At 42.2% G+C, this 12,390-nt stretch carries 10 protein-coding genes and 1 riboswitch; of the genes, 3 read left to right on the top strand and 7 right to left on the bottom strand.

The window, feature by feature from the left end; genetic code table 11:
* Window positions 1–4: 4 nt before the first annotated feature.
* The 6 genes from CJF29_RS13475 to CJF29_RS13450 all read right to left on the bottom strand — a co-directional run bounded on the left by CJF29_RS13475 (window position 5) and on the right by CJF29_RS13450 (window position 6,420).
* Window positions 5–778: a thiazole synthase gene (locus tag CJF29_RS13475; RefSeq protein WP_004295706.1), complete on the bottom strand. Its 774-nt coding sequence runs from the start codon at window positions 776–778 to the stop codon at window positions 5–7.
* 44 nt (window positions 779–822) lie between these two features.
* The gene (locus CJF29_RS13470) at window positions 823–1,440 is read right to left on the bottom strand and encodes a thiamine phosphate synthase (protein WP_004312310.1); all 618 of its coding nucleotides are present in this window, start codon (window positions 1,438–1,440) and stop codon (window positions 823–825) included.
* Between the two features lie 4 nt (window positions 1,441–1,444).
* Window positions 1,445–1,645, bottom strand: coding sequence for a sulfur carrier protein ThiS (thiS, locus tag CJF29_RS13465; RefSeq protein WP_004303537.1), 201 nt, complete (start codon window positions 1,643–1,645; stop codon window positions 1,445–1,447).
* Between the two features lie 60 nt (window positions 1,646–1,705).
* A riboswitch (TPP riboswitch) is annotated at window positions 1,706–1,799 on the bottom strand.
* Window positions 1,800–1,854: 55 nt separating this feature from the next.
* Complete coding sequence (locus CJF29_RS13460; RefSeq protein WP_176553092.1) at window positions 1,855–3,837, bottom strand: sensor histidine kinase; 1,983 nt, start codon at window positions 3,835–3,837, stop codon at window positions 1,855–1,857.
* 150 nt (window positions 3,838–3,987) lie between these two features.
* Window positions 3,988–4,605 carry a superoxide dismutase gene (locus CJF29_RS13455; RefSeq protein WP_004295710.1) on the bottom strand — a complete coding sequence of 206 codons (618 nt, stop codon included), beginning with the start codon at window positions 4,603–4,605 and terminating at the stop codon, window positions 3,988–3,990.
* Window positions 4,606–4,680: 75 nt separating this feature from the next.
* Window positions 4,681–6,420: a hypothetical protein gene (locus tag CJF29_RS13450; RefSeq protein ID WP_099145917.1), complete on the bottom strand. Its 1,740-nt coding sequence runs from the start codon at window positions 6,418–6,420 to the stop codon at window positions 4,681–4,683.
* Between the two features lie 146 nt (window positions 6,421–6,566).
* Between CJF29_RS13450 and CJF29_RS13445 the strand changes: the two genes are divergently transcribed.
* The 3 genes from CJF29_RS13445 to CJF29_RS13435 all read left to right on the top strand — a co-directional run bounded on the left by CJF29_RS13445 (window position 6,567) and on the right by CJF29_RS13435 (window position 11,483).
* A complete protein-coding gene (locus CJF29_RS13445; protein WP_099145916.1) occupies window positions 6,567–8,945 on the top strand; it encodes an ATP-dependent helicase in 2,379 nt (792 codons plus the stop codon).
* A gap of 25 nt (window positions 8,946–8,970) precedes the next feature.
* The gene (locus tag CJF29_RS13440; protein WP_099145915.1) at window positions 8,971–9,660 is read left to right on the top strand and encodes a glycine zipper family protein; all 690 of its coding nucleotides are present in this window, start codon (window positions 8,971–8,973) and stop codon (window positions 9,658–9,660) included.
* 266 nt (window positions 9,661–9,926) lie between these two features.
* Window positions 9,927–11,483, top strand: a complete 1,557-nt coding sequence (locus CJF29_RS13435) for an ATP-binding protein (RefSeq protein WP_099145914.1) — start codon at window positions 9,927–9,929, stop codon at window positions 11,481–11,483.
* 237 nt (window positions 11,484–11,720) lie between these two features.
* Here the strand turns inward: CJF29_RS13435 and CJF29_RS13430 are convergent, their stop codons facing one another.
* On the bottom strand, window positions 11,721–12,278 hold the full coding sequence (locus CJF29_RS13430) for an NAD(P)H-dependent oxidoreductase (protein WP_074557026.1): 558 nt from the start codon (window positions 12,276–12,278) through the stop codon (window positions 11,721–11,723).
* Window positions 12,279–12,390: the final 112 nt, after the last annotated feature.

Raw genomic sequence — 12,390 nt, 5'->3', positions numbered from 1 at the left:
GTTTTTAATCAAGAAAAGCCGTTAGAGGTGAACTTGCTTCTGCCACGAAGTCGACGGCTTGTAATCCTAATCCTGCTTCGTAAGCCTGTCTGCCGGCTTCTGTAGCCGCTTTGAATGCTTTTGCCATTTCTACCGGATTTCCGGCAACGGCTATTGCGGTATTAACTAATACAGCGGAAGCTCCCAGTTCCATTGCTTCGGCAGCATGACTGGGTGCACCGATACCCGCATCTACGACTACCGGGATACCTGCCTGTTCGATAATGATTTGCAAGAATTCTTTGGTCTGCAATCCTTTATTGGTACCGATTGGTGCACCGAGCGGCATAACGGTAGCTGCGCCCGCTTCTTCCAGACGTTTGCAGAGTACAGGGTCAGCCTGACAATAAGGCAACACGATAAAACCCAGTTTTACCAGTTCTTCCGTAGCTTTCAGTGTCTCGATAGAGTCAGGGAGCAGATAGCGTGGGTCCGGGTGAATTTCCAGTTTCAACCAGTTTGTTCCAAAGGCTTCACGAGCCAACTGTGCTGCAAAAACAGCCTCTTCTGCATTACGTACACCGGAAGTATTGGGCAATAGCTGAATATTCGGATGAATAATATGTTTCAGCATGTCATCCTCTTTGTTGTCCATGTCGATTCGTTTCATGGCAACAGTAACCATTTCCGTGCCTGAAGCCAGAATAGCTTGTTCCATTACTTCATTGGAATTGAATTTTCCTGTTCCCAGGAAAAGACGGGAGTTAAATTCGCGTCCCGCAATTACTAACTTTTCCATTCTATATATATTATAAATTAAATTACTGATTGTACATCATTGCTTTACGCATGATTCAGGATTCTACGTGTTTCTTCTATCGGATTATCCGCTCCGAGAATGGTTCCCGACAGGGCTATCCCGTTTACTCCTGTGTGAAGTATGGCAGGAATATCCTCATAAGTGATTCCACCAATCGCTACTACGGGGATTTCGATATTCGCCTCTTTCATCTGTGAAAGGATGGAGGAATAGCCTTCCAATCCCAGTACAGGGCTTAAATTCTTTTTGGTGGTAGTAAACCGGAAAGGACCGATGCCAAGATAATCGGCACCGGCACGATAGTGCTGTACAACATCTTCGAATGTATTTGCAGTGCCGCCGATGATGAAAGCCTCTCCAAGAATTTGGCGGGCCTGGTCGATAGGCATATCCTTTTTGCCCAGATGCACACCGTCCACTTCCAGCTTTCGCGCCAGTTCAACGTGATCGTCCAGAACCAGGATTGCTTCGTGCTCTTTACAAAGCGGTTTCAGTTGCAGGGCTACTGCCTCCACTTCTTCGAGAGGAGCCTCTTTCATGCGTAGTTGGATCCATTTGCACCCGCCTTCGAGTGCCATACGTGCCGATTCGAGGTACGAGTACCGTTCGGTCTGATGCGTGATAAATTGTAGACTGACCATTCCCTTATCCTCCGCAAGCAGCTTTGATAATCACCAGGTTATCGTTCTCATGCAATATGAAACCCTCCCATTCGGTACGGGGAATCATTTTGTTGTTTACGGCGATAGCAATGCCTTGAACCGGAAGTTCGAGCTGTGCTGTCAGTTGTGTAAGGGTAGAGTCGGGAGTAATTTCCACCTCTTTGTTGTTCACTTGTACTTTCATTGTCCTATCAGAATAAATAAGTTGAAAGTAAATACAAAGAGCGTGCTTGAATGGAAAGGCGATAAGAAGAAACACAATCCCTACGTCAGTACTAACTGCCTCAGGTTCCTAGGGTATAATCTCAGCCCCTCATGGGGCACCCCTTTGTCTTTACGGGGGCAAAGTAAGTGAAAAAGAAACAGAAAAACACTAAATCATTCGATTTTTTTTCATTTTTCTGTTGATTCCTGTTTTTTGATAGGATGAGAAAAGATAAACCGGGCGCCATTTTTGTAATCCTTGTCAATCCAGATATCACCTCCCATATATTGGATGGTCAGTTTGCAGATAGCCAGTCCCAATCCTGTACCCTGTACGAACTCATTCAGCTTTTCGAAACGTTGGAATACCAGCTCCTGTTTATCTTCGGGGATTCCGGTGCCAGTATCAGTTACCGAGAACAGCATACATTGCTTTTCTTCGTCCACTTCATAATCCAGCGTAATGCTTCCTCCGGCAGGAGTGAATTTCAAGGCATTGTTCAGCAGATTGATAATAATCTGTTGCAGGCGCAAGGGATCTGTGTAGAGCATGTAAGGCTCTTTAGGCATTTGCAGTTTAATGTCTACATCCATTGTCTTGTTCCGGTTGGTCAGAGTAATCATATTCTGGCAATGGTTCACCAGCTCACACCATTCATAGTTGAATTGCAGCTTTCCTGATTCCAGGCGTGATATATCCAGTACATCACTAATCAGTTGGAGCAGCAGATTGGAGTTGGTCTGGACAATATCTGCGTATTCTTTCAGTTCGTTATTCTGCTCTACCGAACCGATAATCAGGCTGGAGAAACCGACAATAGCATTTAGCGGAGTCCGTATCTCGTGGCTCATATTCGAAACAAAGGCACTTTTCAGCTGATTAGCTTCTTCGGCGCGCTCTTTAGCATCACGCAATTCGACTTCAGACTCTTCCAGCTTCTTTTTATCTTCCCGTAGTTGTTTCGTAGTTCTTTCAAGGTGATTCTTCAGGATTTTAGTCCGGTAATAGTAATACAGCGAAATCATTAGACTTCCTACTAATACGAGAAATATAATCAGGATGAATTGCACTTCTGTCTTATAGGCCACAAAGAACGGGATGGGCTGATTGATTACCATTGAGTTGACAGGTAACTTCTTGTTTCCAAATCCCCATTCCTTTAGTTTCTTCGCATCAAATTTATATCTGTTGGGTAAGATATTGATACTGCTGATATCAGTTTCCTTCTGGTCTAAAAAGCGGTAGGCATATTCTCCCATGCTTTGTCCCACTCCTTCATATTGCGGGACATATCCTCCGATAGCCCAGTAACCTATTGCAGTAGAAGTCATGCTGAACATAGGCAGGAGAGGATTGGCTTTGGAAAAAGCATAAACGGAGTTATTCATGTAAGTAATACCCCGGTTATCGATTCTCCAGATGCCAAGCAACATGACTGTGTTTCTGGGAAGATTGCGCAATTGACTGGCAGCCATATCGAGTGTATGGATGCGGCCATCGACGTAGGTGATAGACAACTGTGGGAAATGTTGCAGGTTTTTCTTGAACCATGCCAGTTCGGCAAGTCCGTTGTATGTGTTATCCGATACAAATACAAGGTGTTCTGTTTCCGGATAGAAATCCTGTATCATTTCAATGTCTTTTTTGATATCATATTCGTATGTGCTACAATATCTTACGTTGTATTCCTTCATGCGTTCCATTAAGTTGATGCTTTCAGGATTATAGCTTCGGATGTCGGTCGAATCCTCCGGAATACGGATACCGTTGCGTGATGCCATTGCACAGAAAACAGGAAGCTGCTTGTACTTTTCATCTTCGAGATGAAGAAAACTGCTCCATGCTTCACCACCCAGGAGAATAACTAATTTGGCTTTCGGATGTTTGTCCAGAATATCAGTTAATGTTTTTTTCCATTGATGCGCCTGCGTTAAGTCTGTTGCATTCATATTTTCTACCATGGTCGAATATCTTCCTCCCAATTGGGTGTAGGTTTCTACAAATGTGCTGATGTTATCGTAGGTATATTTAGTGTCAGAATTATAAGAGGTGATAAACAGAATTTCTTCCTCAGATTCTTCTGTGGTGGCAGCATTGCCGAAAAGGGGGAGGAAAAGGAGTACAGCAATGGAGACAATAAATCGTATTTTTTTTCTTTTATACAGTATCATAATTGTTTGTTATGTTGTTTTATGAGTTGCAAAAATACAACTAATGCATCTGATATACAATAAAAGTCTGTTCTTTTTAATCTGTAAAAAAGGTCGCTGTGAAAAACACAACGACTTTTTCCATAAGTATAGTTTAGCTTGTAAATTTAATTACATTCTTTTTTCAACCACATCCCAGTCGATGATATCCCACAGGGCGTTTACGTGGTCGGCACGGCGGTTCTGGTAATCCAGATAATAGGAGTGTTCCCAAACGTCAAATCCGAGAAGTGGTTTCAAACCGGCACGTACTGGATTGCTGCCGTTCCCCTCTTTAGTGATTTTCAGTTTACCGTCTTTATCTACGGATAGCCAAGCCCATCCTGAACCAAACAATCCGACTGCTGCTGCATTGAATTCTTTCTTGAAGTTTTCAAAGCTGCCAAAGTCACGTTTGATAGCTTCTCCCAGTTTACCGGCCGGTTCCTTCTTCGAAGGTTTCGGGGCAAATTGCAGGAAGTACAGGTTGTGGTTCAATACTTGTCCGGCGTTATTGAATATAGCTCCATCCGGTGCGGCTGCAACGATTTCTTCTACCGTTTTACCTTCATATTCTGTTCCGGGCACGAGGCTATTCAGATTATTTACATACGTTTGTAGATGTTTTCCGTAATGGAAATCTATTGTTTGCTGACTGATTACAGGTTCCAACGCATTGTTAGCGTAAGGAAGTTTAGGCATTTCGTAAGTCATGGTCATCATAATTAAAGACATTAATATAGTATTCATAATGTTACAAGTTTTAATTGGCTTGTTATACTATAATAACAGAAGCCCTTTGCAAAATGTTCACAGCATCTTACTTTATTTGTAAATGTACTGTATACGTTCCACTTCTTTCGGATGCTCACGGTCGGTCCGGCAGATCCATTGGCCCGTATTATCATATTCATAATAAGAATTACTATCGATCTGGTTTCCGTATTTATCGTACAGGCAGATCAGGCATCCCGATGTTTTCTGGTTATTGCCTAAAATCCGTTGGTAAACGATCTGTGTCAGATAACCGTATTTATCGTATTCATAAGCATCTTTTTGTGAAATAATCTGATCCGAAGAATTTGCAAAAAGCAGGTTTTGATGTTGGGATGAAATCAATCTGCCTTTATCATCATATTTGTTTGCGGTGTACGCCTGAAGTTCTCCATTCTTATTATACTCTTTGGTTTCGGTCAATAACCCCTGTTTATTATAGGAACTTATGATGACTCTTCCATCTGTATACTTGAGCGAATCACTCTCGATACTTCCGTCCGTACCGATACGGCGTGTCCGTCGGTAGAGATCCGTTTTGGTTTTCGGATTCGTTTGCACTTCAAAGATGCAGTGACCTTGCGGATCGTATAATCTGTTCGTTTGTATTTCATTGCTTGGCTGACCGTTCTTTACGGTAAGCGACAATGTAGAAATGAGCTGCCCCTTATCATCATACGAATAAGTGGTCGAGGTATTTCCCGTACTGTCATTTTCCGCAGACTTAATCAATCGTCCTCCATTATAGTATTTCACGGAAGTAGGAGTGGATATGATTGTTTGCAGAATAAACGGTGTCCGTAGTGCATTGGTCTGGTCACGAAATTCCTTATACCTGTGTGTGCAAAGAAAATCCTGCAGCATACTCAAAGATTCGGAATTGACAATGGCAGCTTTTAAAAGCTCAAAATCAGCTTTTTCACTAAGATATTCAAGGTCGTCCAGATGAGTACGTGCTGTGGAAGTCAGGTAAGGTGATTGCTTATACTCGTCAATAATCTGCCGGATGTCTGTTGCGTTTCCTTTCTCTCGGAGGCTGTCGATTCCTTGAAACAGAAAATCATCGTATAACGCGCGGACTTCCGGAAGGAATGGACGCGTATCTTTATCCGTGAAGAATTTCTGCATGTTGGCGTTATCAAAAAATGCCTTGAAATTCGCTGATGTCGGATTACTCTTTACAATCTGGTAAAGCCGTTTGTTTTCCGCAGTGTTGATTTGAGAGATAAATTTGCCGTTCGGATATTCCGTGATGTACGTTTGATAAATATTCAGCGTAGGTGTTTTCAGCATACCTTCCAGTAAAGCTATTTCACGGATGTCCCGTACCTTTTGCAAGATGGTAGAATCTCCCGGATAACCGCTTGACTGGATACTGTCCATCAACGTCTTGCTAAAAGGGATTTGATCTTTCGAAGCTTCCAGAATGGAGATAACAGCCAGTTCCGCTTTGTTTTGTACGTTGGAAAGTTGTATTTTCTCTTCTTCACAGATATTGGGAAAATAAGCTTTCGTTGCCCTTTCATAGCATCCGAAATAGTTGGTGGCAGCCTGTTCGCTTTGCTCGTTCCACAATCCGTTGAGCACATCCAATAATGCCAGTTCCTCGGCATAATAGGTTTGTGTCTCGTCATCTATCTTATCACGGTTTTTCTGCCATTTGTCGGCGTCATTATCGTTCAGATACCTTAGCAGCTTTTCCAGGCGGCTCTGCTTTTGTGCCATTGCCTGTGGAATGCAGGCGACCAGAAACAAACTCAAAATAATCGATAAAAATATACTTCTTTTCATTGCTTTTTGGTGTTAGGTTAAAATAGTTAGTGATGAAAATTCATAAAAATACCTTCATTCTCGAATGAATATTATACTTTTGTATTGAGAACAAATTTGAATGCCAAGGGTTTGTTAAAAATCCACATTGTTTTTATAATGCTGTTATGAATACCAATTATATAGATGAATTGAACGAGAGTCAGTGTGCTGCAGTGACTTATAATGACGGTCCTTCACTGGTGATAGCCGGTGCAGGTTCGGGGAAGACGCGCGTATTGACTTATAAAATCGCTTACTTGCTGGAACAGGAGAACGGCTACAATCCGTGGAATATCCTTGCACTGACCTTTACGAATAAGGCGGCGCGCGAGATGAAAGAGCGTATTGCGCGTCAGGTAGGTATGGAACGGGCACGTTATTTGTGGATGGGGACTTTCCATTCCATCTTCTCACGGATTCTTCGTGCCGAAGCAACATTTATAGGGTTCACTTCCCAGTTCACCATCTATGATACGGCTGATAGTAAGAGCCTGCTTCGTTCCATCATCAAAGAGATGGGATTGGACGAGAAAACTTATAAACCGGGAGTAGTGCAGGCACGTATCTCCAATGCCAAAAACCATTTGGTCACTCCTACGGGATACGCTGCCAATAAAGAGGCTTACGAAGGAGATATGGCTGCCAAGATGCCTGCTATCCGTGATATCTATACTCGTTATTGGGACAGATGCCGTCAGGCGGGAGCGATGGATTTTGATGATTTATTGGTATATACCTATATTCTGTTTCGTGACTTTCCGGAAGTGCTGGCACGTTATCGCGATCAGTTCCGTTATGTATTGGTGGACGAGTATCAGGATACGAATTATGCGCAGCATAGCATTGTTCTGCAACTGACTAAAGAGAATCAACGTGTCTGTGTGGTGGGAGACGATGCGCAAAGTATCTATTCTTTCCGTGGGGCGGATATTGATAATATTCTCTATTTTACAAAAATCTACCCCAATACGAAAGTCTTTAAACTGGAGCAGAATTACCGTTCCACACAAACCATTGTTTGTGCTGCCAATAGCTTGATTGAGAAGAATGAACGCCAGATACGGAAAGCCGTGTTTTCGGAGAAAGAAAAGGGGGAACCTATCGGCGTATTTCAGGCGTATAGCGATGTGGAAGAGGGGGATATTGTAGCTAATAAGATTGCAGAGCTACGACGGGAGTATCGCTACGGATATGCTGATTTTGCCATCCTGTATCGTACGAATGCACAAAGCCGTATTTTTGAAGAGGCTCTTCGAAAACGGAGTATACCTTATAAGATTTACGGAGGACTTTCGTTCTACCAGCGAAAAGAGATAAAAGATGTGATTGCTTATTTCCGTTTGGTAGTGAATCCGAATGATGAAGAAGCATTCAAGCGAATCATTAATTATCCGGCTCGTGGTATTGGAGATACGACAGTCGGGAAGATTATATCGGCGGCTACCGATCATGGCGTAAGTCTTTGGGCGGCACTCTGCGAACCATTGAGTTACGGACTGGATATAAATAAAGGAACGCATGCAAAACTGCAAGGCTTTCGTGAATTGATAGAAGGTTTCATTGTCGATCAGGCAGATAAGAACGCTTATGAAATAGGAACGAATATCATCCGTCAGTCCGGCATTATCAACGATGTCTGTCAGGACACATCCCCCGAGAACCTAAGCCGTAAGGAAAATATAGAAGAGTTGGTGAATGGAATGAATGACTTCTGCGCTTTGCGGCAGGAGGAGGGTAACCCGAATGTGTCCCTTACCGATTTCCTTTCGGAGATTGCATTACTTACCGATCAGGATTCCGACAAGGCGGATGATGGGGAAAAGATAACGTTGATGACAGTTCATTCGGCTAAAGGATTGGAGTTTAAGAATGTATTTGTGGTCGGTCTGGAAGAAAACCTGTTTCCCAGTGGGATGGTAGGAGATTCTCCCCGGGCACTGGAAGAAGAACGTCGTTTGTTCTATGTAGCTATTACTCGTGCGGAGGAACATTGTTATCTGTCTTTTGCCAAAACCCGTTTCCGTTATGGAAAGATGGAATTTGGAAGCCCCAGTCGTTTCTTGCGTGATATCGATGTTCATTACTTGCAACTGCCGCATGAGGCAGGAGTGAGCCGGGCTGTCGATGAAGGTGCAGGACGTTTCCGTAGAGAGATTGAAGGAGGATTCACCCGTTCAGCTTCTCCGTCGCGTGCCCCTTTCGGAAGTACATCTTCCGAACAGCGTGAACGTCCGAAAGCACAGATCATTGCTCCCAGCGTACCGAGAAATTTGAAGAAAGTTAGTACTGTTAGCCCAAGTAACGGTGTACAGGCAACCTCTTCCACTTCTGCATCGGTAGCAGGAGTACAGGCCGGACAGATGATAGAGCACGAACGTTTCGGATTGGGTGAAGTGATTAAAGTAGAAGGAACGGGAGACAATGCGAAAGCAACTATTCATTTTAAAAATGCGGGAGACAAACAACTATTATTACGTTTCGCTCGTTTTAAAGTGGTAGAATAAATAATAACACTAAATAGAGAGACTCATGAAGAAACAACTAACAGTAATTTTGCTTTCCGCTTTGATTTTGAGTGGATGTGCGTCGGGGCGTATGGGAAATCCGGGAGCTATCATGGCAGGTGCTTCTATCGGAGGTAGTCTGGGAAGTTCGATAGGTGGACTTATCGGAGATAATAATCATGGCTGGAGAGGCGGTTACCGTGGTTCTGCTATTGGGAATATTGTGGGAACCATTGCCGGTGCGGCTATTGGAAACGCGTTGACGGCGCCGAGACAAGAGCAAATAGAGGAAGATGCGTATATTCCTGAAGTGAGGGAAGTCCGTGTGCAAAAATATAAGAAGCAGCCGGTGCAGCAGCCTATTTCTCAACTGAAGTTGCGCAAGATCCGTTTTATAGATGATAATCGCAGTCATGTGATTGATGCGGGAGAAAATAGCAAGATAATTTTTGAGATTATGAATGAAGGGAGAAATCCTGTTTATAATGTAGTTCCTGTGGTAGAAACGGTGGGGAAGGTGAAGCATCTCGGCATTTCTCCTTCCGTGATGGTGGAGGAAATTCTTCCGGGTGAAGGTATCCGTTATACCGCTTCCATTCATGCAGGTGAAAAATTGAAAGACGGTGAAGTTACATTCCGTGTCGCAGTGGCGGACGAGAATGGAGTGATTTGTGATTCGCAAGAATTTACCCTGCCTACACAGCGCAGGAACTAGAAATAACAGCCCGAAATATCCGGTTTAAACATAGTGACGGTATATGCCTGGAATAGTGACGCTATCCTAAGCATATACCGTCACTATGTTGGTGGGATAGCGTCACTATTTTAATAGCTATTAATAAGGTAGTTCTTTAGATAAGTTTAAGTGAATTGAACAATGAAATTGAATGATTTTGTAGGGTTTTATAATAATATTAAGTGTCATGTAATCATTTTATTTCGTATCTTTGTTCATATTTCCAATAAAAGCATTAGAGTGGTATGAAAGAGACATTTAGAAGATATCCTATCGGAATACAGAATTTTGAGGATTTACGTAATAATGATTGTGTGTATATTGATAAAACTGCATTAATTTATCATTTGACCCATACAAATAAGATTTATTTCCTTAGTCGTCCTCGCCGCTTTGGAAAGAGTCTTCTAGTCTCTACGTTGGAAGCATATTTTTCCGGCAAAAAGGAATTATTCAACGGACTTGCAATGGAGCAATTGGAACAGGAATGGACTGTTTATCCTGTGTTGCATATTGATTTTAGCAGAACAAAATACACCACAATCGAAGATTTGCAAGAGCAATTGAATCTTTATCTAAGCGAATGGGAGAGGACTTATGGGAAAAATGAAGAAGAAACGAGCTATGCGGCCCGTTTAACCGGGTTGCTTCAACGAATCTACCAACAGACAGGAAAGCAGGCTGTCGTATTGATTGACGAATATGATGCACCTTTATTGGATAGTAATAGTGACTCTGCTTTACAAGGACAATTGCGAACTGAAATGCGGAAGTTCTTCAGTCCTCTTAAAGCACAAGGGCAATATCTTCGTTTCTTGTTTTTGACAGGAATCAGCAAGTTCAGTCAGATGAGTATATTTAGTGAGCTGAATAACTTGCAGAATATCAGTATGAGCGATGATTATAGTGCTATTTGTGGTATTACAGAGCAAGAGTTGCTAAGTCAGATGCAACCGGATATTGAGAGGATAGCTCAAGCGAATAATGAAACCTATGAAGAGGCTTGTCGGCATTTGAAACGGCAGTATGACGGTTATCATTTCAGTAAGAATTGTGAAGATATTTACAATCCGTTCAGCCTTTTCAATGCATTTTCGCAAAGAGATTATAAGAGCTTTTGGTTTTCTACCGGCACGCCTACTTTCTTGATTGAAATGTTACAGCGAATGGACTTCAGTCTTAATCTATTGGAAAAGATGGAAGTGAAAGACGAAGATTTTGATAAAGCGACAGAGGTTATTACCGATCCGATTCCCGTACTTTATCAGAGTGGCTATTTGACTATCAAAGGATATGAACCTCTCTTTCGTACATACACATTAGGCTATCCCAACGAAGAAGTTAAAATAGGCTTTATTGAGACGTTGATCCCTTCCTATCTCAATCAACCGACACGAGAAAGTAACTTTTATGTAGTCTCTTTTGTAAGAGACCTGATGAAAGGTGATATTGAGCAGTGTCTTCTTCGTACTCGTTCTTTCTTTTCTTCTATACCTTATGATTTGGAGAACAATCAGGAGAAACATTATCAGACTATCTTCTATTTATTATTCCGTTTAATGGGCCAATATGTAGATGTAGAAGTAAAGAATGCTATTGGCAGGGCTGACGTGGTAATTAAGATGTCCGATGCAATTTATGTATTTGAATTTAAAGTAGATGGAACTCCTGAAGAAGCATTGGCTCAAATTGATAGTAAACAATATGCTATTCCTTACGAGATAGATCATCGCAAGGTTGTCAAGGTGGGAGTGAATTTTGATAGTACAACACGGACTTTGGGGCAGTGGATCATAAAATAGGAAGATGATATGAAAAATGCTGTTGCTAAAGATAAATATCCGTGGTAGATATTCGTCTGAATAACGATGTGTTCCTTTTAAGGTACTATTGGCGGATTAATAATGTCTGTAATCGGGGGGAGATTTTCTTGCCGCTACTGACGTTGAAAAAAGAAGTGTTTTGTGAAAGCCAAAGCTATGCTTTAGCATCTGTAAAGCGTAGCTTTAGATTAGATAAAGCTACGGCTTTTCATAGTCTTACCAATTATTTCCGGCGTTACTGCTATTGACCAGCATCTCTACCCGCTGTCTGTATGTATTTGCTCCTTCAGCGATATTCTTTCCCGCATCCGCTGTTCCCATTCCATAAACAACGATAGGAGTCTGCCACACCATACCTGAATGGATAGCACTGCCCTGATAAGGGCGTAAAAGTTCGTCCGTAGTGAAACCATTCCTTCCTCCGCTGCGGTAAGCATCGAATTCAGATCCGGTAGTTGTTACCACTGTCAGCGGTTTACCGGCGACTGCCGGAGTCTTCGATAGGAAAGTAAAGACTTCATCCTGCCATTTCTTTAGTAATGACGGTGCAGACATCCAATAGAAAGGAAACTGATAGATCACAGCAGAGGCATCAGAGATGATTTTACTCCATTCGTCTACATTGAAAGCGATGTCAGGCGATAATTCGTAAAGGTTGAATACGGCTACTCCTTCAATGTCACTAACGGCATCAATTAATGCTTTGTTTGCTTGAGATCCTTTCATGTTTGGATGTGCCAGCAGGATCACTACTTTTCTTAAATCTTTATTCATATTCAATCAGGTATTTAGGATGATATAACTACTTATAGATTATAAAGGTGTAAAAATAAGAAAAAGTTCGCGAAAACCAATATCTTAATTAAAAATAAAACAATCCCTCTTT

It is taken from the genome of Bacteroides celer, assembly GCF_002632415.2.
In the GTDB taxonomy this organism is placed as follows: Bacteria; Bacteroidota; Bacteroidia; order Bacteroidales; family Bacteroidaceae; genus Bacteroides.
The sequence above is the reverse complement of the archived record's forward strand: the minus strand, read 5'-3'. Positions and strand labels throughout refer to the sequence as shown.

Excerpts from the sequence above, each read along its gene's own strand:
- CJF29_RS13470 (WP_004312310.1), bottom strand. The coding sequence starts at position 1,440 with ATGGTCAGTCTACAATTTATCACGCATCAGACCGAACGGTACTCGTAC.
- thiS (WP_004303537.1), bottom strand. The coding sequence starts at position 1,645 with ATGAAAGTACAAGTGAACAACAAAGAGGTGGAAATTACTCCCGACTCT.
- CJF29_RS13435 (WP_099145914.1), top strand. The coding sequence starts at position 9,927 with ATGAAAGAGACATTTAGAAGATATCCTATCGGAATACAGAATTTTGAG.
- CJF29_RS13455 (WP_004295710.1), bottom strand. The coding sequence starts at position 4,605 with ATGAATACTATATTAATGTCTTTAATTATGATGACCATGACTTACGAA.
- CJF29_RS13460 (WP_176553092.1), bottom strand. The coding sequence starts at position 3,837 with ATGATACTGTATAAAAGAAAAAAAATACGATTTATTGTCTCCATTGCT.
- CJF29_RS13430 (WP_074557026.1), bottom strand. The coding sequence starts at position 12,278 with ATGAATAAAGATTTAAGAAAAGTAGTGATCCTGCTGGCACATCCAAAC.
- CJF29_RS13450 (WP_099145917.1), bottom strand. The coding sequence starts at position 6,420 with ATGAAAAGAAGTATATTTTTATCGATTATTTTGAGTTTGTTTCTGGTC.
- CJF29_RS13445 (WP_099145916.1), top strand. The coding sequence starts at position 6,567 with ATGAATACCAATTATATAGATGAATTGAACGAGAGTCAGTGTGCTGCA.
- CJF29_RS13475 (WP_004295706.1), bottom strand. The coding sequence starts at position 778 with ATGGAAAAGTTAGTAATTGCGGGACGCGAATTTAACTCCCGTCTTTTC.
- CJF29_RS13440 (WP_099145915.1), top strand. The coding sequence starts at position 8,971 with ATGAAGAAACAACTAACAGTAATTTTGCTTTCCGCTTTGATTTTGAGT.